Annotated in this window: 20 protein-coding genes; 9 read left to right on the top strand and 11 right to left on the bottom strand. The window is 39.6% G+C overall.

From position 1 onward, the window contains the following. Positions 1-262: 262 nt before the first annotated feature. Positions 263-1,540 (top strand): Hsp70 family protein, encoded by a 1,278-nt coding sequence (locus R2Q78_RS09735; RefSeq protein WP_316791248.1) that lies wholly within the window; start codon positions 263-265, stop codon positions 1,538-1,540. A gap of 17 nt (positions 1,541-1,557) precedes the next feature. On the opposite strand, the gene R2Q78_RS09740 is transcribed toward R2Q78_RS09735, so the two are convergent. From R2Q78_RS09740 to R2Q78_RS09750, 3 genes are read right to left on the bottom strand one after another with little or no spacing between them, the layout of a single operon-like run. Beyond that, complete coding sequence (locus R2Q78_RS09740; protein ID WP_316791250.1) at positions 1,558-3,126, bottom strand: sulfatase; 1,569 nt, start codon at positions 3,124-3,126, stop codon at positions 1,558-1,560. Positions 3,127-3,171: 45 nt separating this feature from the next. Then, positions 3,172-3,936: a LytR/AlgR family response regulator transcription factor gene (locus R2Q78_RS09745; RefSeq protein ID WP_316791251.1), complete on the bottom strand. Its 765-nt coding sequence runs from the start codon at positions 3,934-3,936 to the stop codon at positions 3,172-3,174. Next, on the bottom strand, positions 3,936-5,144 hold the full coding sequence (locus tag R2Q78_RS09750) for a sensor histidine kinase (protein WP_316791254.1): 1,209 nt from the start codon (positions 5,142-5,144) through the stop codon (positions 3,936-3,938). The genes R2Q78_RS09745 and R2Q78_RS09750 overlap by 1 nt, the downstream gene beginning before the upstream one ends. A 165-nt stretch (positions 5,145-5,309) precedes the next feature. Here R2Q78_RS09750 and R2Q78_RS09755 point away from each other — a divergent pair, with 165 nt between their 5' ends. The 6 genes from R2Q78_RS09755 to R2Q78_RS09780 all read left to right on the top strand — a co-directional run bounded on the left by R2Q78_RS09755 (position 5,310) and on the right by R2Q78_RS09780 (position 13,707). Beyond that, positions 5,310-5,864 (top strand): RNA polymerase sigma factor, encoded by a 555-nt coding sequence (locus R2Q78_RS09755; RefSeq protein ID WP_316791256.1) that lies wholly within the window; start codon positions 5,310-5,312, stop codon positions 5,862-5,864. Positions 5,865-6,010: 146 nt separating this feature from the next. Further along, the gene (locus R2Q78_RS09760; RefSeq protein ID WP_316791258.1) at positions 6,011-7,075 is read left to right on the top strand and encodes a FecR family protein; all 1,065 of its coding nucleotides are present in this window, start codon (positions 6,011-6,013) and stop codon (positions 7,073-7,075) included. 179 nt (positions 7,076-7,254) lie between these two features. Further along, entirely contained in the window at positions 7,255-10,533 is a 3,279-nt protein-coding gene (locus R2Q78_RS09765) for a SusC/RagA family TonB-linked outer membrane protein (protein ID WP_316791261.1), read from the top strand. Positions 10,534-10,551: 18 nt separating this feature from the next. Continuing rightward, positions 10,552-12,147: a SusD/RagB family nutrient-binding outer membrane lipoprotein gene (locus tag R2Q78_RS09770; protein WP_316791262.1), complete on the top strand. Its 1,596-nt coding sequence runs from the start codon at positions 10,552-10,554 to the stop codon at positions 12,145-12,147. A 122-nt stretch (positions 12,148-12,269) separates the two neighbouring features. Next, positions 12,270-13,157, top strand: a complete 888-nt coding sequence (locus R2Q78_RS09775; protein WP_316791264.1) for a pirin family protein — start codon at positions 12,270-12,272, stop codon at positions 13,155-13,157. 7 nt (positions 13,158-13,164) lie between these two features. Beyond that, positions 13,165-13,707 carry an NAD(P)H-dependent oxidoreductase gene (locus R2Q78_RS09780; protein ID WP_316791266.1) on the top strand — a complete coding sequence of 181 codons (543 nt, stop codon included), beginning with the start codon at positions 13,165-13,167 and terminating at the stop codon, positions 13,705-13,707. On the opposite strand, the gene R2Q78_RS09785 is transcribed toward R2Q78_RS09780, so the two are convergent. Continuing rightward, positions 13,667-14,581 (bottom strand): sterol desaturase family protein, encoded by a 915-nt coding sequence (locus R2Q78_RS09785; RefSeq protein WP_316791267.1) that lies wholly within the window; start codon positions 14,579-14,581, stop codon positions 13,667-13,669. The two genes, R2Q78_RS09780 and R2Q78_RS09785, sit on opposite strands and share 41 nt — an antisense overlap. Before the next feature lie 94 nt (positions 14,582-14,675). Continuing rightward, on the bottom strand, positions 14,676-15,791 hold the full coding sequence (locus R2Q78_RS09790) for a metallophosphoesterase family protein (RefSeq protein WP_316791268.1): 1,116 nt from the start codon (positions 15,789-15,791) through the stop codon (positions 14,676-14,678). A 181-nt stretch (positions 15,792-15,972) separates the two neighbouring features. Between R2Q78_RS09790 and R2Q78_RS09795 the strand changes: the two genes are divergently transcribed. Continuing rightward, the gene (locus tag R2Q78_RS09795; RefSeq protein WP_316791270.1) at positions 15,973-18,015 is read left to right on the top strand and encodes a M13 family metallopeptidase; all 2,043 of its coding nucleotides are present in this window, start codon (positions 15,973-15,975) and stop codon (positions 18,013-18,015) included. Positions 18,016-18,060: 45 nt separating this feature from the next. On the opposite strand, the gene R2Q78_RS09800 is transcribed toward R2Q78_RS09795, so the two are convergent. The 4 genes from R2Q78_RS09800 to recJ all read right to left on the bottom strand — a co-directional run bounded on the left by R2Q78_RS09800 (position 18,061) and on the right by recJ (position 22,562). Continuing rightward, positions 18,061-18,489 (bottom strand): CBS domain-containing protein, encoded by a 429-nt coding sequence (locus tag R2Q78_RS09800; RefSeq protein ID WP_316791272.1) that lies wholly within the window; start codon positions 18,487-18,489, stop codon positions 18,061-18,063. A gap of 95 nt (positions 18,490-18,584) precedes the next feature. Continuing rightward, complete coding sequence (locus R2Q78_RS09805; RefSeq protein WP_316791274.1) at positions 18,585-20,096, bottom strand: GH3 auxin-responsive promoter family protein; 1,512 nt, start codon at positions 20,094-20,096, stop codon at positions 18,585-18,587. Between the two features lie 18 nt (positions 20,097-20,114). Next, positions 20,115-20,849, bottom strand: a complete 735-nt coding sequence (gene lptB, locus R2Q78_RS09810) for an LPS export ABC transporter ATP-binding protein (protein ID WP_316791275.1) — start codon at positions 20,847-20,849, stop codon at positions 20,115-20,117. A gap of 9 nt (positions 20,850-20,858) precedes the next feature. Further along, complete coding sequence (recJ, locus tag R2Q78_RS09815; protein ID WP_316791277.1) at positions 20,859-22,562, bottom strand: single-stranded-DNA-specific exonuclease RecJ; 1,704 nt, start codon at positions 22,560-22,562, stop codon at positions 20,859-20,861. Between the two features lie 71 nt (positions 22,563-22,633). On the opposite strand from recJ, the gene R2Q78_RS09820 reads away from it, so the two are divergent. Continuing rightward, positions 22,634-23,398 (top strand): MBL fold metallo-hydrolase, encoded by a 765-nt coding sequence (locus R2Q78_RS09820; RefSeq protein WP_316791580.1) that lies wholly within the window; start codon positions 22,634-22,636, stop codon positions 23,396-23,398. Here the strand turns inward: R2Q78_RS09820 and R2Q78_RS09825 are convergent, their stop codons facing one another. Next, positions 23,399-23,800, bottom strand: a complete 402-nt coding sequence (locus R2Q78_RS09825) for a response regulator (protein WP_316791279.1) — start codon at positions 23,798-23,800, stop codon at positions 23,399-23,401. It lies immediately after the preceding gene. A 141-nt stretch (positions 23,801-23,941) separates the two neighbouring features. After that, the gene (locus R2Q78_RS09830; protein WP_316791280.1) at positions 23,942-24,535 is read right to left on the bottom strand and encodes a YceI family protein; all 594 of its coding nucleotides are present in this window, start codon (positions 24,533-24,535) and stop codon (positions 23,942-23,944) included. Between the last annotated feature and the right edge of the window lie 115 nt (positions 24,536-24,650).

Consider the following 24,650-nt stretch of genomic DNA (forward strand, 5'->3'; position numbering starts at 1 on the left):
CTTTACCACCATAAAATTTCTATAATTTTCCGAAATTGGAAATTTTGCGATGATTGCTGATAATAGCCCTCCAGTTTTAATTATATCAATGTTTTCCAATGGCAAATCCTAAATCGTTGCTGTACTGTTAAGTCCGGGGAGAAATTTTTTGAAAAATCTAGCGTCTCAGGAGCCTTAGTGAGAGGCACTTTTTTAGCCGGTTTTTCAGATATTTTTTATACTTTCGCCGCCCCATTAACCTTTATTGCCTATCCTGCTCATCATGAAGAGATTTTTATACGGAATTGATTTTGGAACAACCAATTCGGCACTGGCCATTTATGATGAAGATACCAGAGAAATTCATAGTACGATCATCATTCCATCACTTATTTATTTTTATCATCAGCTAAATACGGGGGATGACAAAAGTTATGTGGTAGGTGAAGAAGCAATCAATGCCTATCTTCAGGATGGTATGAAAGGCCGTTTTATTAAGTCGGTTAAACAAATTCTATCCAGAAGCAGTTTCACAGAAACACGGATACATAATAAAAGATATAATGCTTCTGACCTTGTAGCTGTCATTTTAAAAGAATTGAAAAGCAGGGCAGATGAACTGACCGGGCAGGACTGCCGAAAGGCTGTTATTGGCAGACCTGTTTTTTTTGATGATGACAATGTGCAAAAGGATACGCTTGCACAAAACAGACTTAATAAAGCCGCTGAAATTGCAGGTTTCACCGAAGTCCGTTTCCAATTTGAACCAATAGGTGCCGCTTTCGCGTATGAAAAAACGTTGCAAAAAAAGGAAAATGTACTTGTTGCCGATCTCGGAGGTGGAACAACGGATTTTACTTATTTAGTCCTTGATCCAGCAAAAGTAGGGAGTAAAGACCGAAAGAATGATATGATGGCAACGGGAGGAATTTACATAGGGGGTGATAGTTTTGATTCAGCTTTTATGTGGGAAAGAGGAACACCATATTTTGGTAAGTATACAAAATACGAGGCCACTCCGGGTAAGGTATTAACCGTGCCTAAATCACTTTTCGCAAATATTTGTTCATGGGAACAAATGAATTTTTTTAACGGACAGCGTATTCGAAAAGATATTGAAGACTATTATTATTTCTCCGGAAAAGACCGGAAGTTTAAAAACCTGATTACACTCATTGAAAATAACTTAGGTTATTCAGTGTTTCAGGCGATAGAAAAAACCAAAATCACGCTTTCTAAATCAAATACATCAGAATTTCGGTACCATGCTATGGATATCCTAATTCAAGAGGAGGTTTCCTTGTCGGATTATGAGCAAATCATAAAAAAGGATGTTGACCGGATTTCAACTTATCTAAACGAATTTATGGCCCTGCACAATATTGATGTAAATGATATTGATAGCCTTTTTCTAACAGGTGGTACCTCCATGGTTGGTCGCATTCAACAATTATTTAAAGATAAGTTTCCTCACATCACTATGAATTCCGGAGATAATTTTAAAAGTGTTGCTAAAGGTTTGGCCTATAGTGGTTATCTGTTTGATGGTGTAAGCAATTGATTATCGTAGTTCTTTGATTATTCTGGAGCCTGTAAAGTAAGGTATTTTACTGCCTCCTGATCCTGATATAACTGTGCCGATTTAAGAAGTGTTGATTTCAGGCTTTTTAATAGTTGTGCATACCGTTTGTCTGCGATAAGGTTATGGAGCTCATGGGTATCCTTTTTAAGATCATAAAGCTCCCAGGAGTTTAGTTTTCCATAAAACCGGATTAACTTGTATTGTGAAGTCCTGATACCAAAATGAGGATGTACCAGATGCGGACCCGGGTATTCGTAATAATGATAATATACCGGCCTTTCCGGAAGTCCGGCTTTACTGCCATTTAGTGCAGACCAAAAAGATCTTCCTTGTATATCCACAGGTATCTTTCCTCCTGCCATATCCAATAAGGTCGGAGCCCAGTCAATATTTGCTACTATATTATTGATTTTACTGCCTGCCTTAATTTTTCCTGGATATCTGATGACGAAAGGTGTTTTTAAGGATTCTTCATACATAAACCTTTTATCAAACCACCCATGTTCCCCTAAATAAAATCCCTGGTCGGAGGCATAAATTACTATGGTATTTTGTGATAGTTGCTTTTTGTCCAGGTAGTCCAGCATTTTTCCAATGTTTCTGTCAAGTGAGTTGGCAGTTGCATAGTAATCTTTCATATAACGTTGATATTTCCATACCGCAAGGTCCTTTCCTGATGGCTTTTTCGCTTCAAAATCTTTGGTGACTTTTTGAAGGTAATAATTTGAAAATGCCTCACGCTGTGCCTTATTCATTCTTTTATAAAGGAGGAAGTTGTTAAAATCAACATTGACTTTGAGATCACGGTCCAGCTCCATCGCCTTGGCTATGCTCATATACTGTTCTTTTGCAGCTTCACGGCCACTATAATCGTCGAAGAAAGTAGCAGGTAGAGGGAAGTTTACATGATCATAAGCTCCAAGGTCCTGTACGTCAGGTAACCACTCACGATGAGTGGCTTTTTCTCCAACTACTAAAAAGAACGGTTTACTTTTGTCACGGCTTTCCAGCCAGTCGGTTGCTTTTTGTGTGATGATATCAGTTACATAACCTACACTTCGAACGGTATCATTTTGCTGATTGATGAAGTCTGGATTATAATAAAAGCCCTGATCGGGCATTATTTCCCAATGATCAAATGCTTTCCCAGGTAAAGTGCCAAGGTGCCACTTCCCAATCCAGGCTGTTTGGTACCCCTCCTGACTTAATAATCCAGATAACATTTGCTGTTTTACATCAAATTTACCGTCATTGGATTTGTAACCGTTGATATGACTGTATTTTCCGGTTAAAAAGCATGCCCTGCTGGGTCCGCAAATTGAATTTGTAACCAGCTGATTATTTAATATAGCTCCTTCTTTTACCAGTCGGTCGATATTTGGGGTCTGAGCGATTTTATTCCCATAAGCGCCTATTGCCTGGTAAGCATGGTCATCGGAAATGATAAAAATGATATTTGGCTTTTGCGGTATAGGTTCGTTGCGCTTATTTACGCCAAACAGTTTGGTAAGTACTAAAACGGAAGACAAGCCAATAAAAGCAAATATTGTAAGTAATCTGAACATGGTTTAGTTAAGGATTTTATACAAAATAGCAATTTAAGTCATCGCTTACAAATCCAGCTCAGCCCTTATTTGTTGAATATAGGTTGTCCCTGTTGTAATTCTGCTTTGCTTTTTATCGGTCATTGTGATGATTAACCGATTATTAAAATGTTTACTGATTTCCCGGATCTTATCCTTATTAATTATAAAAGACTTTTGCACCCTTATAAAGTTGCCAGGTAATTTTTCTTCGAGTTCTGTTAAAGATAACTCGGATAAATATTCAGTTCCATTGTCTGTATATAAGGTAACATAACCAAGCTGAGATTCTAAATACACCAATTCCGAGAACCGAACCAATAGGATTTTGTCTTTTACCTTTACCGGAAGGGCAGTAACCTCTTTTTTTGGTTGCATCTGATCGAAAATCTCTTTGAGTTTTAAAAAGTCAACCTGCATATTGCTATGGTTCCAGCGTCTGAGCTTTTCCATTGACTTTATAAACCGGCTATCTTCAATAGGTTTAACAAGATAATCAAGCGTGTTTTCTTGAAAAGCTCTGATTGCATATTCTTCAAAAGCAGTCGTGAAAATTACCAAGGGCTTATGTCTAAGCCGGGTAAGCATATCAAATCCGTTTAAGTCTGGCATTTGAATATCAAGGAAAATAAGTTGCGGTTTAAGATGTTCTATGATTTCAATGGCATCTGTCCCATTAGATGCTTCGCCTATAACTTCAATGATGTCAGGGTAATTTCCTGCCAGCCTGCTAATCATTAGCCGGGCAGGTCGTTCATCATCAACAATAATAGTTCTTAACGGAGTATTCATTATGCCTTTGCTTTTAAATCGCTAATGGTAATTCTGACTTCTTTGGGTTCATTTAGAAAGGCAATCTCATATTTTCCTGCAGCTAAGATATCTAATTTATCGTATAAAGATTTCAACCCATAACCAGGATTAAAGCCTGTGTCAAAAGCCTTACCTTCATCAAATACGCTGAGCACGGTATCTTTACCAGACTTTTTAATACTTATGTTGATGACAATTCCATTTGGGCCAGCACCATATTTTACGGCATTCTCTACCAGGGGCTGGAGCAGATGCACTGGGATTAATTCATTTTCAATTCCAGGTTCAATGTTGCTGCTGTATTGCAATCTTTCCTCAAACCTGATCTTTTCTATTTCCAGGTAAAGAGAAACCATTTCCATCTCTTCACCTACGGTAGCATAGTTATTTTCCTCCCTATTGATGTTATAACGAAATAATTTCGATAGGGCGATGGCCATATTCCGGGTTTTTAGGCCGTCTTCCATAGCCAATCCGGCTATAGAATTTAATGAATTGTACAGGAAATGTGGGTTTATTTTGGACGATAATGCATCCAACTGCGATTGAGCAACCTGTTGCTGCAAACGGACGATCTGTAACTCTTTTTGTTGTATTTTGAACGTGTTTAAGTAAGAACTGTAGCCATAGATGAAAGTAGCTGAGCAGGTGCCGAATATTGCAGATGATGCAATAGCAAGACTAAGAAAAGCGCTTTCTATACCATATCCGCCGCCGCGCATATTTGCGGAAAATTGAATGATCAGAATTGCTACGCAGGCTATTAGAAACATAATAAGAGCTTCGTAAATTGGTCTTTTGGCAGGACTCTTTATATCATTGATCCATTTTTCCTTAGCCCAGAAATAGATGAGATAAACTGAAGAAATAATTAGGGATATAATAAGGCATCTAATCATTAGCGGAAACGAGAACCAAAACCCAATACGCTGTCCGTCTGATCCAAACCTGAATTTCATAACCAGCATGCCAAATAATTTTATTATTCCATAGCTAGCGAGCAAAATTATAGTTGATAACCAGGCTGCACTAAATGAAGCAAACCATTTGTTTCTGATCGGCTTGATAATTTTTTTTAAAACGATATCTGTTAACAGAAGGAACACAATAACTACTAAAAATGTAGCAATGGTATCCTGACTTAATACATTGTTGAGCGCTCTTAGCACTATACTTTCTCTGTTCATAATTATTATTGTAAATAATGGATTTTTATTCAAATAAACAGCACTCGCATACGTATTGAAATTAAAATCCTCCAAACCTGAAGAAAACTGCTGCGAACCTGAAATAAAATTCAATTCATTTTCTTAACATTGTTATAACCTAACGCCACAACCTAAACTAACCAAATGGACGATAAACTTGTGCACCATTTATTGTGGGAACGCATCCGTTCCGGTGATAATAATGCATTCTTTGACCTTTACAAAGCGCTGTACTATGAACTAGTGAACTTTGGTATCCGTGTTTGCGGAGATGCAGAGACGGCAGGAGAGGCTACAGATCAGGTATTTGTTACCATTTGGGAAAAACATGAACAACTAAACAGGGTTGACAATGTACCAGCCTACCTGCGTACTTTTTTAAAACGCAAAATACTTCGACTGCTCGAGCGTAAAAAGAAGATCAACGATGCTTTACAAAATGCAGGTTCGGAAGGAGAGTGGATGGAAATGTCCTATGAGGAATTCATTGTTAAAGTGCAGACCGATGAACTGGTCAGGTATAAATTGAAAACAGCTCTTGAGAAACTCACCTTCAGACAAAAGCAACTCATCCATTTGAAGTTTTTTGACGGATTAAGTTATGAGCAGATTGCAGAACAGACCCAGCAAACCATCAAAACTGCTTATAATACAGTTTATGATGCCCTTAAAATATTGAGAAAAGAACTCAAAGATTAGATCTGTCGTTTCCTTCCTATCCCGCATGTCATTTGCTTATAAAAATCCCGTCAGCTTCTTTTTTTATGTAGAAAAATAAAAAAAGTAAAATTTCCTTAGGAAAAAGTGAACTTTTCAGGCACTGTATTTATAAAAGCATAAATATTATGATTGATCGTAGTCTTTTCAATGTCGAAGACTTTTTAGTAGATAATACTTTTCAGCTTTACTGTGCGGGAACAGATAAACTCTGTGTAACCTATTGGGAGAATTATATTGAAACTCATCCTGAACAACAAGCTATAATAGCAGAAGCCAGACGGTTGTATGTCATCCTGAGCGGAAATAAAAAGCCATTGAATCTGCAGGTTGAAGTATTAAAAGAAAACATTGAACACAAAAACAATATTGTCCCATTCCAAAGGAAATATAACTGGTTGAAAATTGCAGCGGCTATATTACTGCTGGCTGGTGTCTCCTTTTTTTACTTTAGAGCAGGGAATAAGGAAGGTGTCAAACAAAGTATGGTCAGCAACTTTACGACAAAGGCTGGCGAACGCAAAAAGATCAGGCTTAAAGATGGCTCTGTAATTTTCCTGAATGCCAAAAGCTCACTGTCCATTATCAAAGGGTTTAACGAAAAAACCCGTGAGGTAAACTTGGTAGGTGAAGCTTTTTTTGATGTGAGGCATCAAAAGGACAAGCCTTTTAAAGTTCATACTGAAGATTTTGATATCAATGTATTGGGAACCTCTTTTAATGTGAAAATTTATCCTGATGAACCTACATCGGAAGCAACTTTAATTAAAGGACTTATTGTGATGGAAGGTAAGGGTAGTAAAGGCAGCTCTATTACTTTAAGGCCAAGTCAAAAGGTAACATTTTATAAGGACCTGGAGTCGCCGGTCCAAACAAATAAATCCGTAAAAGCAAAAACACAATTGCCGGAAATTACCATCAACCATTACACCAAAGTAAATGATAGCGTCATCGCTGAAGTTGCCTGGACACAAGACCGGCTCGAAATTTCAGATCAGAGTTTTGCAGAAGTTAAGGGAGTATTGGAACGCTGGTACGACGTACAAATTAAATTTACCAATAAAGAAGTGGAGAGATACCGTTTTACGGCATCTTTTCCTGTAGAAAATATTGAACAGGCTTTAACCGCATTACAAACAGCAGAACATTTTAACTATGAAATAAAAGGAAAACAGATTACCATATCAAAATAACAAAGGGACGGTGTTGACGCACCGCCCCAATAATTTTTTTGATATCAAGCAATGGCAGTTTTATGCGCAAACAGATTGCTGCCAAATACTATAGCAACCAAAAAAACAAAAATATGATTAATTATTACTTACTGCAAGCGCGCCTTGATTCCAGGGCGTTCTTAAAATTCATTATTTTAATGAAATTAACGTGTATCATAATTTTTATAACCTGCCTCAATGTCTCGGCATCGGTCTTTTCCCAGCAAAAGATCAGTCTTGACGTGACCAAAACCAAGCTGAGTAAGGTCTTGAAAATTATTGAAGAGCAGAGTGATTATCATTTCGTTTACAGTTCGGCAAATGTCCCTGTGAATAAAGATGTTACATTGTCTGTGAAAAACACGTTAGTAACAGACGTACTCGCTGCAATCTTCAGCAATACCAATCTGAAATATTCGATCTCAAAAGAAGGATTGATTGTGATCAGCAGGAGAAAAGATACTAAGATTACCGGTACGGTAAAAGATAATGCCGGCGGACCATTACCAGGAGCCTCAGTCAGGGTAAAAGGTTCGGGGGCCGGATCGTCTACAGACATCAATGGACGGTTTTCTATCTCAGTTCCCACAGGAGCTACTCTTGTCATTTCCTACGCAGGATTTCAAACTAAGGAGGTTGCGGTCGACAATAAAACGGATATCGAAATTGTCCTTTTGGAAGATACCAAGTTATTAAATGAAGTAGTTGTCACCGCTTTGGGTATCAAAAAGGAACGCCGGGCGCTGGGATATTCGGTGTCTCAGGTACAAGGCGAGTCTTTGACCCAGGCCAGAGAAAACAACGTAGCCAACTCTCTTGTCGGCAAGGTAGCCGGTTTAGATATCAGTTCAACTTCAGGCGGTGCCGGTGCTGCTACCAGTGTGCTCATCCGTGGTGTGTCCAGTTTGAGCCAAACCAATCAGCCCTTATATGTAATCAATGGTATCCCAATGGAAAATACCCCAACGGGACTCAACAATCTTAATCCCAACGGGAATAAAGGTAGTCAATGGGACAATGCTCCGGATTTGGGAGATGCAGTTGGAAATTTAAACCCTGATGATATCGAAAGCATTTCTGTGCTTAAAGGAGCAGCGGCTTCTGCATTGTATGGTTCAAGAGCCAAAGCAGGTGTTATTTTGATCACAACTAAAAGCGGAAAGGGAAATAGCATAGATTTCAACAGCAACTATGTTGTAGAACAGGTGATGGATAGAACGGATTGGCAATATGTTTATGGACAAGGTGCCAATGGAGTAAAATCCGCTGATGCGGCAGCTGCAGCACAGGTCGGAGGATCCAGCTGGGGTGCCAAACTGGATGGAAGTAATGTAATTCAGTTTGATGGTGTAGCAAGGCCTTATTCGGCGCAGAAAAACAATATTGAAGATTTTTATCGTAGTGGCGGAACCTGGTCAAATACCATTGCGTTAAATAAGACATTTGAAGGCGGGACTATTCGTTTCTCTGCCAATGATGTACATAATAACTCTGTAGTGCCAAACTCTGGTTTGAACAGGCAGTCATTCAATTTAGTCGGTACATTTGAACCAATAAAACGCCTTACGATCGATGCACGTACGAATTACATTCTGGAACAGGCAAAAAATCGTCCGATGCTTTCTGATGGAGCAGGTAATGCCAACTATAACGTGGTGTTTTTACCTACCAGTATCGATGTTAAAGCGCTGAAACCATGGAAAGATGCAAATGGAAACGAAATCCAGTACAATAAGGGAAATGCTTATGCTACAAATCCCTGGTTTGCGGCAAATGAATTTAAAAATAATACCAAACGCGAGCGCTCTATCAGTAGCTTCAGTGGAAAGTACATTTTCGATAATGGCCTGTTCTTGCAGGGGCGCGCTGGAAGGGACGCTTACAATGATAGTTACACCAATGTAGTCCCTTCAGGTACCGCTTATTATGCGCCGGGAAAAATAGCCGAACAAAAGACCAAATTTGCAGATGTCAGCACCGATGTCTTGCTTGGTAAATCATTTACCATACAGGATGATTTCACCATCACCCCAAATGTTGGTGCAAGTTATAGAAATACGCGTATCAACCAGACTACAAATAATGGGACTGATTTTGCAGTATTTGGTATTTACAATATCCTCAATGCAAAAAATAAGTCTGTTGATTACTCAGAAACGGAATTTGAGACTCAATCTGTCTATGGTACCCTGGAGCTTTCGTACAGGGATATTTTATACCTGACCGGTAGCGGTAGGAGCGATTGGTTTTCTACGCTGGCCACTCCTGGAAAAGACAATAAACTGAGTGTTTTCTACCCTTCCGTGAGTGGGTCATTTGTGTTTTCGGAACTTTATAAGCCAAGCTTTTTAAGCTTTGGTAAGTTAAGAGCCGGATATGCCATTGTTGGTCAGGCAACCGGTCCATACCAAACCCTGCTTACTTATGGCTTCAGAAGTGAAACCTTAAATGGTAACCCATTGGGGGTCATCAGTAACCCAAGTATTCCCAATCCAAGTCTGAAAGCTTCTAAAGCTACCGAGCTGGAAATAGGTACTGAATTGCGGTTCTTTGGTGATCGTCTTAATCTTGATGTGACCTGGTATAAAAAGCACTCTAAGGATGAAATTTCTACCATAACAACAAGTAGTACCACAGGATATAGCGGGGCTGTACTCAATTCTGGGGAAATCGAAAATAAAGGGGTTGAGGCTTTAATCTCGGGGGTTGTCATAAAAAATGACGACTTCAACTGGACTTCTTCCCTTAATGGAACTTATAATGAGAATACCATCCTCTCATTGGCTAAAGGAATTACCTCTCAGTTATTGGCAACTTCACGCACGGGGGTAGGTTACCTGCAAAACATTCCGGGAATGGCAGCAGCCCAGGTGATGGCCTATGATTTTAAATACGATGCCAACGGAGCTATTCTAAAAAATGCGTTGGGCGCCCCAGAGAGAGGGGTTTTAAAACCATATGGCTCAGCCTACAATAAATGGTTTGCAGGCTGGAACAACGAGTTTACTTATAAGGGCGTAAATCTTTCATTTCTTATAGATGGTAAATGGGGAGGTAAGGTCTTTTCAGCTACTGATTATTACGGCTATATATTTGGTTTGCATAAAGCAACTCTTGAGAATCGTGATGCTTTAGGTACTACTGCAGCTAAATTTTACGAAAATACCGCCGACAATGCCTCTCATAAATTTGTTCAGGACGCAAGTTTCATCAAATTCAGACAATTGACACTGGGATACAACTTCCCGGCTAAAATGTTCAACAACAAAATCAAAAGTCTGAATGTAAGTGTGGTTGGCCGAAACCTGTTTATCCTGATGAAGAAAACAGATAACATCGATCCGGAATCAAGTTACAATGCAACATTCCCGGGTTTAGAGCTTGGAGGTGTTCCTCCGGTGAGAACTTTTGGTTTAAACCTAAGTGTTAAGTTTTAATTATTTAAAGAAAGAACGATGAAAACGAATATATTCAATAAATATAGCCTGATAATTCTTACGGGCATTTTAATTGCCTTTGGTTGTACCAAGGATTTTAAAAATATCAATACCAATCCTGTAGCATACGGGCCAACTAACTTCGACCCGAATTACACTTTAACAACATCACAGCTAACTTATACCGGCAGTATAGATTTTGCATATGATACCTGGCGCGGAAATTTGATTTACGCATCAACCATGATGCAGGGATTGTCGACCGTAGTGAGTTACTGGGCCGGTGATAAATATTTTCTTAATGAAGGATATACTGCAGCATATTGGGGCAATAGTGCAGTGGGTGCTTATATCGAACAGGTGAGACCTATAGTAGATGTTGTAGAATTTACAAAAGGAAGTGCTAAATATGCTAATGTTCACCAGGTAGCACGTATCTGGAAGGCTTTGGTCTTTGCCCGTATCACCGATTTATATGGGGATGTCCCTTATTCTGAAGCTGGTCAGGGATTCTACAAGAGTATCTTTACGCCAAAATACGACAGGCAGCAAGAAATTTATACAGACTTGCTTAAGGAGGTTGATGAAGCAACCAATGCCTTAAACGCAAATGGGGATAAAGTTACCGGAGACGTAATTTACGGTGGTGACATCGCAAAATGGAAGCGCTTTGGCAGTACCTTGCTGGTACGACTGGCAATGAGGTTGACTAAGGCTGACGAGAACTTGGCGAAAACCTATGTACAGAAAGCAATCGGTAAGACCATGATCGATAATGGTGACAACGCCACTATAGCTCATGACGTTTCAGGTGCTAGGGTAACTCAGAATAGAAATAGCCAGGTATTACTTGGAGATGGCGGACAGGAGAACTACTATACCAAATGGTCTAAAACATTTATCGATCTGCTAAAAAATGCCGGTGATCCCCGGTTAGAAAAAGTAGCCGTAACGCAGCTTTATCTAGTAGAATCAGGAAAAGATCAGAATGCGGCCTATGTAACAACTGCTGCGGTTCAAAAAGGAATGCCCAATGGAAAGGACTTAAGCGGAATTGCGGGAAGGGACATCAGACAGGATGCTTCTTATACCAGTATTGCTGACTATTCTTCGCCGAATCCTGGTATGATCAAGAGAAATGGGATTACTTTCATCCTGAGTTTTTCTGAAGGAGAATTCTTACTGGCAGAAGCTGCTCAAAGATGGGGCATTGCGGGTTCTGCTGCAGATCACTATAAAGCAGCATTAAAAGCATCAATTACCTGTCTTGGAAAATACGATCCTTTAATGGCTGTTTCTGATGGAGTAGCGGAAACTTTCGCCAGTGCCAACCCTTATAACGCAGCCAATGGCCTGCAGATGATCAACACACAATATTGGTTACATACGAATACTTTGCTTGATTTTTATGAGACCTGGGCCAACTGGCGCAGGAGTGGTTTTCCTGTACTTGTGCCTGTAGTTTATCCAGGAAATGCAACGGGAGGAACCATACCGAGGAGATTTCCATATCCTTCTGAAGAAGCCGCAAACAATGGTGTCAATTATCAGGCTGCCTCATCAGCTGTACCCGGTGGTGATAAGCTGACAGGCAGAGTATGGTGGGATAAATAGTAAACTTTAACAACAAAAAAAGCCCTTCAATTTTTATTGAAGGGCTTTTTTAATATTCAGTTCTTGTAATGCTAATGCAAATCATGTAAATTCACCATTAGATTCATCCTAATACAATCATCATGTCAAATATTCAGCTGATTATAGAAGAAAGGCCAAGTAATATTGGGAATTTTATGGTGGGAAGGTTATTGCCATTCCGCGAAAAAAGAATGGTGGGGCCCTTTGCTTTCATTGACCATATGGGACCGGTATCTTTAAATGATCATGAGAATTTTGATGTACCCCCGCATCCGCATATCGGTCTTTCTACGCTAACCTATCTTTTTGAAGGATCGATCATGCACAAGGATAGTCTCGGTACTGAGGTAGAAATTAAACCGGGACAGGTGAACTGGATGACAGCAGGAAAGGGCATTGTTCATTCTGAAAGAACACCAGCTTATTTGAGGCACTCTACTAAAATGATGCACGGCTTGCAGATCTGGGTAGCATTACCTAGGCACCTTGAAGAAATGGAGCCTGAATTCTTTCATTTCGATGAAAATGCCATGCCTGTCTGGGAAAAAGAAGGTGTCAGTTTTAAATTGATAGCAGGAGAAGTAATGGGACATCAGTCGCCCGTACCTGTTTACAGTAAACTGTACCTTTTAGAATTAAAATCCAAGGCTGCACAAACCATTAGAATAGGAGATGATCTATTTGGAGAAAGTGCATTGTATATTTTAGAAGGCGCTATAAATAGTGAGGAACATACCTTTGGCCCTAAACAGATCCTCATTGCAAAAGACAGTAAACTATGTGAGTTTGAAATGCAGGAAAATACTACCATTTACATATTTGGCGGGGAAGCTTTTCCGGAAGAGAGATTTATCTACTGGAACTTTGTGGCCTCTAGCAGGGAACGCATTGAGGAGGCTAAAACAATGTGGGTTGAACAAACTTTTAAACCCGTGCCGGGCGAAACGGAATTTGTGCCCCTGCCTCCACAGTCTAAAAACGTAAGATAAAGTATATATGAAAATCCTCGCATTTGCCGGAAGTACAAGCAGTCAATCCATCAATCGTAAACTCGTTCGCCATTCACTTAATTTTTTTCCAGATAATGACGTTACTTTCCTGGATCTTAATGATTTTGAAATGCCGGTATTTTCTGTGGATAAAGAAAAGAATGACGGCTATCCGGAATATGCCTATCAGTTGTTATCATTGATTGAGACTGCTGATCTGATCATACTTTCTCTGGCTGAACACAATGGAAGTTACAGCACGGCTTTTAAGAATACGCTCGACTGGTGTTCCAGGATTAACGGAAAAGTGTTTCAGGATAAGCCTGTATTTTTAATGAGCACCTCTCCCGGTGGCTTTGGAGGAGGAAATGTAATGGCTGCAGCATTATCCCGGTTTCCAAAGATGGGAGCAAACATCCTTACTCACTTCTCATTGCCGTCGTTTCAGCAGAATTTTCAGGAAGAGAATGGTATAGTTAATGAAGAACTGTCCAGTCAGTTCCTGCTCGCTACTGATGAGGTGAAAAGGTATTTTGAGCCTGTTGCATAAGCTCTTGTTGCATTACTTTTGCGGTTTGTGTACTCCCGTCATGGCTCCATCCCGGCGGATAAAATATATATTTTAGTTTGTCGCTGAACTTTTGAGCCTTTTTCACATCATGATATAACGCGATAAATTCATGAAAGATAATGTTTACCGCTCCTGTATCTTCAGGTTGTTTTGTAAGCCCGTATCTGATTTCTTCTTCAGGAATTTCTTCCTGGAAAGTTCCGAATATACGGTCCCAAACTATCAAAACCATGCCCATATTTTTGTCCAGATACCTTAAATTACTGGCATGATGAACCCTGTGGTGTGAGGGGGTAACAAAAATGTACTCAAATATGGGGTGGAGCTTGCCTACGATTTGCGTATGGACCATGTTCCCGTAGATCTGTGTAATAAGGTAGGCAAATAAGATGTCAAATGCATCAAAGCCGATTAGGGCAAGGGGCAGGTAAAAGAATACCCTGTAAAGAGGCTCAAAAACTGTCGACCGGAATCCTGTCGTAAGGTTAAAATGTTCTGAAGAATGATGTGTCACATGCATTGCCCAGAATAATCTTACATAATGTCCCGTATAATGTAATAGCCAGTATAGAAAGTCTTGTGCAAGGATAAGTACAATCCAGTATGCAAAAGTATTAGATATTTGAAATACCCTGTAGTGAACATAAAAATACTGAAGAAGCATAAATGTTCCCGCTTTGGTCAGGATATTTATCACGAAAGCACTTGCCATAAGGTAAACATTCGTGAGTGTGTCGCGTCCTTTATAATGCTTCTTATTATGGACATAACTATAATACATCTCCACGAATGTTAATGCAATGACAATGCTGAATAATGCAATAACAGATATTTGTTTGTCAAACTCGGTCATCTTATTAGTTGATTAATAACAACAAAGTTAGCTTTTAATCAATAATTGATTTCCTTGATGAAAGTCATAAATTTAACATTTTTGTCAATTCTCTTTACCTTCCGGTAAGGTCAATCACAAAATGGTCAAATAGTTCTGCAGATCCGAAATTTTCAAAGGGCACTGTATAGTATTCACCTTTTATTTTAAAACAAAAAGGTGTTTTTTCGATCGCTATTTTTAGAAATCCATGACGGTCGTCGCAATAGTTTATGAGTTGGACATTCTCCAGTAGTTTATTGTCAGTTTCATACATGCTGTCATATGGATCTGCCAGCTGATGTAACTCTTCAAAACCTCCCGCACCAGCTACAATAAAGGGAACGGTTTTTCCATCTTTATATGTTTTGCTGAATCTTTGATAATTGTGTACATGACCACTAAATACAACATCAGGTTTTACACCTGCGGCTGTAAAACATTCTTCAAGAAATTGAATCATCGGTATACTTGAACCATGGTTGATGTCTGCTGAATATGGTGCATGGTGCATACAGATGATGATTGCTTTTTCAGGGTGCTCAGTAGCCGTATGCTGCAATTCCTTGATGAACCAGTTTTTTTGCTCCCGGGTTATGTGGCCATATTTGGGGACATTTGTATGCAGTCCGATAATAGTGGCCAGAGGCGTTTGCATTGTCCAGTAAACATGGGGCTGTGTCTGGCTTTTTCTAATGCGATTTTCTCCAAAATGTATTGTCCGGGGAACCGCATTGCAAAAGGCGGTATAAAAGGCCTCGAGACTATCATAATTCTCGTCTGCATCGGGATTAATGTCCGTGTCGTGATTTCCCGCAATCGCATAAATTGGACCCGGATATACCTCAAAAGGTTTTAAGAATTGTGCATCATACTGCTGGGCTTCACCATAATGATAAACAATATCACCGAGGTGATATAAGAATGCAGGCTCATCACTTGTGGTTAAAGAATTTTTAAATTGATGGGTCAGTTGATCTGCCAATCTTTGCTGCGTATCTGCAGATTTAACCCCACCCGTATCGCCGACCATATGAAAAACAAGCTTCTTGGTTGAACTTTCTTCAGGTTCTTCTAATGTTAATCTGTAAGGATAATTTCCTGTAGGCAGCGGTAGCGGCTGGAATTTATGAAGGTCATCAATCTGTTCCGTTTTGAATACAGCAGAGTAAAGGATTTTGGTGCTGATCATAATCTTATAGCTTTTGGTGATCACAATAAAGTTAACTGCCTAATATTAAGACAATATTAAACAGGGATTATCTTCTTTTCTAATGCATTTTATGTGTAAATTTTTTATTCTTTTTAAAGATCATCGTAAATGCTTGCTCAGATTTATCTAAGTTTGACTAAACACTAACCTAAAATTCACAATGAAAAAAACTAGAAATCCATTTAGGATCCCTGTTGTTGCTAGTGCTGTATTGATATTTGCAGCTTGCAATAATCCAAATAAACAGACGGATCTGCATTCAGGTATCATATTAAAAAATATGGATACCACAGTTGTTCCCGGCAATAACTTTACTGATTATGTAAATGGAACATGGATGAAAAACACCAAGATGCCTTCAGACAAATCAAGGTATGGTGTGATGGCGATGATCAATGATAAGGCGCAGGAAGATGTGAAGGCCATTATTGAAAATGCCACGAAGAGTGGGGGCAAAGATGGTTCTGAAGAACAAAAAATTGGTGATTTTTATGATTCTTATTTAAACACCAAAGTTCGTGATTCTATAGGCCTTGCTCCTTTAAATGAAGAGTTTAAAAAAATTGATGCCATTGCTTCGGCAAAGGACTTGACCGCTTATTTTGCGCATGCGAATAAAGTAGGTTATAAGATACCTTTTAATGTCAGTGTCAGTGAGGATTTTAAAGATCCAAAGCGTTATATGTTATTGACCTGGCAGGGAGGTTTAGGATTGCCAGACAGGGAATATTATTCCCTTAAAGATGCTAAATCTGCCGAAATCAGAACTAAATATGTAGCACACATCGAGACCATGTTGGGACTGGCAGGTATTCCGGATGCAAAGGCAAATGCTGCACAGATCATGGCCCTCGAAACATTGCTGGCATCCAAGCAAATGAAAAAGGAAGAAACCAGAAATATTGCAGGTTTATATAATAAGTATGCAGTTAAGGACTTAAAAAATCTCACCCCTGATTTTGATTGGAACACTTTGTTGTCTGAAGCGGGCATTAAAAATTCAGATAGCCTGGTAGTTACTCAGGTGGCTTATACAAAGGACCTCAATGCAATTATTAAGAATACTCCCCTGACTACCTGGAAGACCTATTTGAAATGGAGTGCCGTAACCGGATCTGCTTCTGTTTTGAATTCTGCTCTTGATCAGGAGAATTTTAATTTCTATTCAAAGACATTAAATGGTGTAAAAGAACAAAAGCCCCAATGGCGCAGGGCGGTTGATGTAGTGAACAGCAATTTGGGAGAGATGGTTGGTAAGCTGTATGTAGAGAAACATTTTTCACCGGAAGCAAAGGAGAGGATGTTGCAGCTTGTAGGCAATTTGCTGAAAGCCTATGAAGCCAGTATCAAAACATTAGACTGGATGAGTCCTGAAACCAAAAAACAGGCGCTGGATAAAATCAATAAATTCACACCTAAAATTGGATATCCTGATAAATGGAGAGATTACAGCTCGCTTAAGATTATTAAAAATGATCTTTTTGGAAACATGCAGCGTGCTGCGGAATTCGAATATAACCGTACCATAAACAAACTTGGTAAACCGGTGGATCGTACAGAATGGGGGATGACACCTCAAACGGTAAATGCTTATTATAATCCCCCGATGAATGAAATTGTGTTTCCTGCTGCAATTTTGCAACCGCCATTTTTTGATATGAATGCAGAAGATGCTGTGAACTACGGAGGAATTGGCGCTGTAATAGGGCATGAGATTGGTCATGGTTTTGATGATCAGGGAAGTACCTTCGACGGAAATGGGGTAATGCGCAATTGGTGGACGGCTAATGACATGAGTGAATTTAAAAAACGCACCAATGCACTTATAGCCCAATACAGCAGTTTCAAAGTATTTCCCGACCTGAATGTAAACGGAGATTTCACACTGGGAGAAAATATTGGAGACCTTGGCGGTTTAAGTATTGCGATTAAAGCTTATAAAACAAGTCTGGCGGGCAAACCATCACCAAAAATGGATGGCTTCACCGGTGAGCAGCGCGTATTTATTGGATGGGCACAGGCCTGGTTGAGTAAATCCACTGATGAGGCTTTAAGGACACAGGTAGGTACTGATCCTCACTCTCCTGCAATGTTCAGGGTAAATGGGGTAGTGAGAAATATCCCTGAATTTTATACCGCATTTAATGTAAAACCAACAGACTCTTTGTATCTGGCACCAGACAAAAGGGTTAAGATCTGGTAAGTAGGTAAAATTAAGAGCCCTGGCTGTAAAGCCGGGGCTTTTTATTTAACTGCTGATGTAATTTTCCAGTTGAGATATGGTTAGTTTCTGATCAGCAATGATGAATTTTACCACATCTCCGATTGATACCATTCCCTGTACTACATTGTCCTGCATAACAGGTAAGTGTCGAATGTGTTTTTCAGTCATGATTTCCATACACAAGTCTATGCTGTCGGCCGGCAATACCGTAATGGGATTTGCAGTCATAACTTCTTTAATTGAAGTCTCTGCAGAAGATTTACCATGCAAAATGATCTTTCTTGCATAATCTCTCTCCGTAAAAATTCCACGCAATTCAGACCCCTCCAGAATCAACAGGGCGCTTATGTTTTTTTCCATCATTAACTGAAGTGCTTCTAAAACAGATGAATTTTCTGATACAGAAAAAATATTAGAAGGCTTGGTGCCAAGTATTTGTTGTACTGTCTTCATAAGCGTTTAAGAATTAGCTATTTAAATTTAATGAAAAAATATTGGATAGCCATGAAGTTCAGTAAAAATATATTGGCTGAAATTAGCGGATCATATCAACTCAATAAAGGCAAAATTTCTTCTACATATTTTCTGTCATTAGACAGGCGCGGTACCTTATGCTGCCCTCCAAGTTTACCTTTTGCCTTCAGCCAATTGTAGAAAGTGTTGCTTGGTGCATTGTGCACTTTCGGCCTTCTAAGGGCCATATCCTTAAATCTCTTGGCATCATAGTCAGAATTGACTTCCCTTAATGTCTCATCCAGCACGTCTACGAACCTCTCAAAGTTATTAGGCTGCTGGTCAAACTCAATGATCCATTCATGGCCACCTACTTCTTCACCTTTAAAGTAAATAGGACATGCCGTATAATCCTTAAAAACTGCCCCTGTAGCGTCGCATGCTCTGCAGATGGCCTGCTCAGCATTATCTATGATGACTTCTTCCCCAAAGGCATTGATGAAATGCTTGGTCCTGCCGGTTATTTTTATCCGATAAGGAGACAGACAGGTAAACTGAACAGTATCTCCAATCATATACCGCCACAGACCACCGTTCGTAGAAATGATAATGGCGTAATTCTTATTTAATTCTACCTGATCGAGCGAAAGCGTATCAGGATTTTCATCTTCCATCTTTTCAATCGGAAGAAACTCATAGTAAATCCCATAATCCAGCATCAACAGCATCTCATCTGAATTTACCTCATCCTGTATGCCAAAGAAGCCTTCAGATGCATTGTAAGTCTCCAGGTAATACATATCGTCACATGGGATGAGTTCTTTAAACTGCTCTCTGTAAGGCTTAAAATTTACAGCCCCATGGATGTAAAGCTCCAGGTTCGGCCAGACTTCTAAGAGGTGCTTCTTACCCGTCATTTCCAGCACCTTTTTTGCCAGTACAATTGTCCAAGTTGGAACTCCTGCAATGTTGGTTACGTTTTCCTTAATGGTAGCTTCCGCCATTTTCTCCATCTTCTCTTCGTAATTGTCCATCAAGGCAATTGATATGTTGGGTGTACGGTAATATTCTGCCCACATCGGCAGGTTTTTAATCAACACTGCGGAAAGATCACCATAAAAAGAGTCTTCATTCAGCTGGTTGATCTGATGGCTTCCCCCAAGTACCAGGCCTTTTCCTGTCAGGATCTGATTTTCAGGTCTGTTGTTGCAGAAAATAGAAAGCATATCCTTCCCGCCTTTGAAATGACATTCCTGTAAAGACTCTTCTGACACAGGAATGAATTTACTCCTGTCATTCGTAGTGCCCGATGATTTTGCAAACCATTTGATCTCTGAAGACCAGAGTATGTTTTGCTCTCCTTTGAGCATGCGCTCTATATAAGGTTTTAGAGTATCGTAATTTTGAATTGGTACGCTTTCTTTAAACTGCCTTACGGTCTCGATGGACCTGTAATTGTATTTTTCACCCCATTCCGTATCTTCTGCACTTGAGATCAGTTTCTGGAACCATTCTTCTTGTACATCATTCGGGTATTTCATGAATAGCTCGATCTGGTGAACGCGCTTTTTCATATACCAGGTAAAGATTGAATTTACAAATGCCATGAGTCGATCTAAGGTGAATTATAAGTTTTTACTACGAAGTACGAAGTTTGATCCGAGGTAAACCCGTCTAACCATTTCGTTTGCTGCCAGCACTTCCGGAGTGCCGGATTCCAGGATCTTACCTTCAAATAAAAGATAGGCCCTGTCTGTAATAGATAATGTTTCCTGTACGTTGTGGTCGGTAATCAGGATGCCTATGTTCTTTTGTTTCAACTTGGCAACTATTGTTTGGATCTCTTCCACCGCAATTGGGTCAACCCCTGCAAATGGTTCATCAAGTAAAATGAAGTTAGGACTGGCGGCCAGTGCCCGGGCTATTTCTGTCCGTCTTCTTTCACCTCCTGAAAGCAGATCGCCACGATTTTTTCTAACCTTATGTAAGCTGAACTCGTTAATCAACTCCTCCAGTTTCTCATGACGCTCTTCTTTGCTCATCTTGGTCATTTCCAGAATGGCCATGATGTTGTCCTCAACAGAAAGCTTTCTGAAAACTGAAGCCTCCTGAGCCAGGTATCCGATGCCTTTTTGTGCCCTTCTGTACATAGGATCGGTAGTAATTTCTTCCTCGTCTAAAAAAATCTTGCCTTCATTTGGTTTAATTAGACCTACGATCATATAAAATGAGGTGGTCTTTCCTGCACCGTTAGGCCCGAGTAAACCAACGATTTCACCCTGACTTACATCAAAAGAAACATCGTTTACAACAGTCCGCTGTTTATATTTTTTTATCAGATTCTCCGCTCTTAATATCATCCAGGTGTATTAATTATCTATGTTTATCGCTTTAATGTTTAACTGCAGTTTCTTTTGGTCTCTCCAGACATTTTCTTCTACGGTATAACAAACAGAAAAAGGCCTGTTTGGTTGTAAAAGGTTTTCATATTCTGCAAGACCGAAACCAATGCTTTCAAAAATAACGGAATTTTGTTGTTTTAAGTTTAATTTTAAATGTTTTGTACCAACAACATATGGCCTTCCTGCAATGGATACATTATGGGTAACAAAAACCGGCGCTGGATTGTGGGGTCCAAATGGTGCCATTTGAGCTATGATCCGCTGAAACTTACTCGTAATCTGACTAAAATTTATCTCTGTATCTATATTGATTTCCGGACAAAGCAAATCGTCAGTAATGGTTGATGCAACAATCTGCTCAAACCTCTCTGAGAACGAAGTGATGTTTTCAGGTTTTATGGTCAGACCGGCAGCAAATTTATGTCCGCCAAATTGTACCAGTAGGTCTTCACATCCAAGCAACGCCTCATAGAGGTCAAACCCTGCGACTGAACGCGCAGAGCCCGTCAATAGTCCATTGGACTCCGTTAAAACTACCGTAGGTCTGTAATATTTCTCAGTAAGGCGTGAAGCAACGATCCCTATAACACCCTTATTCCAGCTCTCATGATAAACCACCGTTGTCTTTTTGTTGATCAGGATCTCGCAGTCATCTATCAATGCAAGCGCTTCGGCGGTGATGTTCTGATCTGATGTTTTTCTTTCGGTATTCTGAAGGTTGATGAACAAACTTTGCTCCTGCGCCAGCAGGTCTTCATCGCAGATCAGCATCTTTACGGCCTGGTTAGCATGATCCATTCTGCCCGCCGCATTAATTCTCGGTGCCAGCGCAAAAACTACGTCAGTAAGGCTATAGTCTTTATTCCTGCCGGAAATATCCATCAGTGCCTTTAAGCCTATACAAGGATTTGTATTTAATTTAACGAGTCCGTGATATGCCAGAATTCGGTTCTCATCCTCAACAGGAACAATATCAGCAGCAATGCTGACCATGACCAGGTCCAGGTATTGCTCATAGCTTTCCGCGGGCAGATTGTTTTGTATGCAATAGGCTTGTGCCAGTTTAAACCCAATACCACAACCCGCAAGTTCCTTAAATGGATAAGGACAATCGCTGCGTTTAGGGTCAAGTATAGCCACAGCCATTGGAAGTTCCTCTCCCGGCAAATGATGGTCACAGATGATGAAATCTATCCCTAAAGTATTTGCATAGGCGATTTTCTCATTTGATTTTATTCCGCAGTCAAGCGCAATGATGAGACTAAAGCCATTTTCTTTGGCATAATCTATTCCTGTAGCCGAAATTCCATAGCCTTCTTTATGACGGTCGGGAATGTAGTATTCAATTGCAGTTGTAAATCCCCTGAAAAAACTATACGCCAGTGCTACGGAGGTTGTGCCGTCTACATCGTAGTCACCGTAAATCAGGATCTTCTCATTGTCTTTTAATGCAGTCTCTATTCTGAGAATAGCCTTATCCATGTCTTTCATCAAAAAAGGATCATGGAGATGGGCCATTTGCGGACGAAAATAATCCCGTGCCTGGTCGAATGAAGAAATGCCCCTGTGAACCAGTACCTGAGCCAGGCTGTTGTCTATATTTAATTGTTGTGCAAGCGATTCAATCGTTTCTTTATTGCCCTTTTCGGCTTGCACCCATCTTTTCTTCATTAGAATATCTCGTTTTGCCTATCTTTGCTTATGATATCGTAAATATATCATTTAATTTAATTACTACGCCATTGCAAGTTTTCACATTATATGAAGGTTCTTATTCTGTAGCTGCAGATAAGAAATTTATACCTTTCAATCCTGAAATTCATCACCCAAAAGACCGCCCTGCATCCCTGTTTATTCATGTGCAGCCTTTTCTTGTAAAGCTGAAAAACAGCCTGATTTTATGCGATACAGGTTTGGGGTATAGCAGCGAGGACGGAAAACTTATTTTACACGAGAATATCCGTAAGGCAGGGTTTAATCCTGATGATGTCGACCTTGTGCTGATGTCTCATTTGCACTTTGACCATTCAGGGGGAATGATACATCACATAAATGACAAGATAGAGTTGAGTTTTCCTAATGCCACCTATGTAATTCAGCAAGGCGAATGGGAAAGTGCATTTACAAATACTTCGTCTTCTTATAAAACTGAAATTTTTGATTTTCTTCAGCGCAATGCACAGCTAAAGTTTATTGAGGGTTCTGGTCAGCTTACCGACGAGATCAGCTATGAACTCACAGGTGCTCATACGCCTTTCCACCAGGCATTCCTGATTACTGATGGGCAGGAGAAAGTTTTCTTTGGTGGCGATGTGTTGCCGGAGCCGGAAGAGCTACTTAGAAAATTCATTGCCAAGTATGATTTTGATGGAAGGAAAGCAATGGAGCTGAGAGAAGAATTCGGAAAAAGGGCAGCTGCTGAAAATTGGAAATGCTTGTTTTACCACGCAAAATCAAAAGCAACAGGGCATGTTACTTTAACTGATGGACAATTTAAAATAAACTAATTAAGGTGTAACCAGGCGGAGCAGCTCTGAAAGCCGTTCTATGGTAAGGGGTTTGGAAATGAATCCTTTAATGGCCTTGTAGCTCTTTGCCTTTTCGATATCGTTTTCATAAACGGAAGAAGAAAGCATATACATGTCTGATTTCTGAGGAAGATTAAGTTGCTCATATGCCTCAAGAAATTCCCAGCCATTGAGTACCGGCATGTTGATGTCGACCAGCATGAGTTGGGGAAAAATATCCCGATTATCAGCAATTTCGGTCAAATATTCTACAGCAAGCTGACCGTTGCTTCTGGATACCATGTTAACTTTATAGCCTGTTTTTTCTACAATTTTTCTAATGATGAATATATTAATATCATCATCGTCAATGACTAGAAGGTTGATTATAGAATCTGCCATATAATTTCAAAAAACAGGAGAGGATTGATCATTCACTAAGTTATAAATAAAATACAAATGTTTAAACTCCTATTGTCTGTATGTAACAAAAAAAAAGCCATTATGTTTATAATGACTTTTTCTTTAGGATGTTAGCACAAATTATTTTTTTGCAACCAGTTTAATGGCAAGCTCAAATTCATCATAGATCATTTTATCGCCCACATCAGGGAACATTCCTTTTGATCTGTATTTAATTCCGTATTTAGTTCTGTCAACCAATACTTTATCAGCACTTGCAGTCACAGTTCCGTCCGCATTCCAGGCAATTGTTGCTGGGAAAGTGATAGAATTGGTAATGCCTTTGATGGTAAGGTCGCCAGTAACATTTACTGTACTTCCACTTGCAGCTGCTACTTTTTTGATGACAAAAGTCGAGGTTGCAAATTTATCAGCTCCGAAGAAATCGTCAGCTTTTAAGTGTTTTTCCAGATTAGCACTTTTGTCAGCATCTTTAATCGTGGTCATGTTGATCGTAAAATTACCACCTGTTAACTTTTTGCCGTCGAATAAAAGATCGCCGGATTGCAGATCAATAGTTCCATTGTGACTTCCGGTTAGCTTTTTACCCACCCATGTTAATGTAGATTTGGTAAGGTCAACTTTATAGGAAACAGGTTTAACTGGAGCAGCTATAAAAGCTGAAGATGCAACTACTATAAGAAGTAATGCTAAAGAGGTAATTTTTAATTTCATTGTTCTTTTATGTTTTAGTTTTTAAACTAAGAACCAGTCTTAGCCTATTGATACATTCTTAGAACGCAAATGTATCAAAAGGTTTAACTGGTTAATTATTATCTGTAATAAGATT

The organism is Pedobacter frigoris, from assembly GCF_032678645.1.
In the GTDB taxonomy this organism is placed as follows: Bacteria; Bacteroidota; Bacteroidia; order Sphingobacteriales; family Sphingobacteriaceae; genus Pedobacter; species Pedobacter frigoris_A.

Coding starts and splice junctions, on each gene's coding strand:
- R2Q78_RS09735 (WP_316791248.1), top strand. CDS start 263: ATGAAGAGATTTTTATACGGAATTGATTTTGGAACAACCAATTCGGCA.
- R2Q78_RS09740 (WP_316791250.1), bottom strand. CDS start 3,126: ATGTTCAGATTACTTACAATATTTGCTTTTATTGGCTTGTCTTCCGTT.
- R2Q78_RS09745 (WP_316791251.1), bottom strand. CDS start 3,936: ATGAATACTCCGTTAAGAACTATTATTGTTGATGATGAACGACCTGCC.
- R2Q78_RS09750 (WP_316791254.1), bottom strand. CDS start 5,144: ATGAACAGAGAAAGTATAGTGCTAAGAGCGCTCAACAATGTATTAAGT.
- R2Q78_RS09755 (WP_316791256.1), top strand. CDS start 5,310: ATGGACGATAAACTTGTGCACCATTTATTGTGGGAACGCATCCGTTCC.
- R2Q78_RS09760 (WP_316791258.1), top strand. CDS start 6,011: ATGATTGATCGTAGTCTTTTCAATGTCGAAGACTTTTTAGTAGATAAT.
- R2Q78_RS09765 (WP_316791261.1), top strand. CDS start 7,255: ATGAAATTAACGTGTATCATAATTTTTATAACCTGCCTCAATGTCTCG.
- R2Q78_RS09770 (WP_316791262.1), top strand. CDS start 10,552: ATGAAAACGAATATATTCAATAAATATAGCCTGATAATTCTTACGGGC.
- R2Q78_RS09775 (WP_316791264.1), top strand. CDS start 12,270: ATGTCAAATATTCAGCTGATTATAGAAGAAAGGCCAAGTAATATTGGG.
- R2Q78_RS09780 (WP_316791266.1), top strand. CDS start 13,165: ATGAAAATCCTCGCATTTGCCGGAAGTACAAGCAGTCAATCCATCAAT.
- R2Q78_RS09785 (WP_316791267.1), bottom strand. CDS start 14,581: ATGACCGAGTTTGACAAACAAATATCTGTTATTGCATTATTCAGCATT.
- R2Q78_RS09790 (WP_316791268.1), bottom strand. CDS start 15,791: ATGATCAGCACCAAAATCCTTTACTCTGCTGTATTCAAAACGGAACAG.
- R2Q78_RS09795 (WP_316791270.1), top strand. CDS start 15,973: ATGAAAAAAACTAGAAATCCATTTAGGATCCCTGTTGTTGCTAGTGCT.
- R2Q78_RS09800 (WP_316791272.1), bottom strand. CDS start 18,489: ATGAAGACAGTACAACAAATACTTGGCACCAAGCCTTCTAATATTTTT.
- R2Q78_RS09805 (WP_316791274.1), bottom strand. CDS start 20,096: ATGGCATTTGTAAATTCAATCTTTACCTGGTATATGAAAAAGCGCGTT.
- lptB (WP_316791275.1), bottom strand. CDS start 20,849: ATGATATTAAGAGCGGAGAATCTGATAAAAAAATATAAACAGCGGACT.
- recJ (WP_316791277.1), bottom strand. CDS start 22,562: ATGAAGAAAAGATGGGTGCAAGCCGAAAAGGGCAATAAAGAAACGATT.
- R2Q78_RS09825 (WP_316791279.1), bottom strand. CDS start 23,800: ATGGCAGATTCTATAATCAACCTTCTAGTCATTGACGATGATGATATT.
- R2Q78_RS09830 (WP_316791280.1), bottom strand. CDS start 24,535: ATGAAATTAAAAATTACCTCTTTAGCATTACTTCTTATAGTAGTTGCA.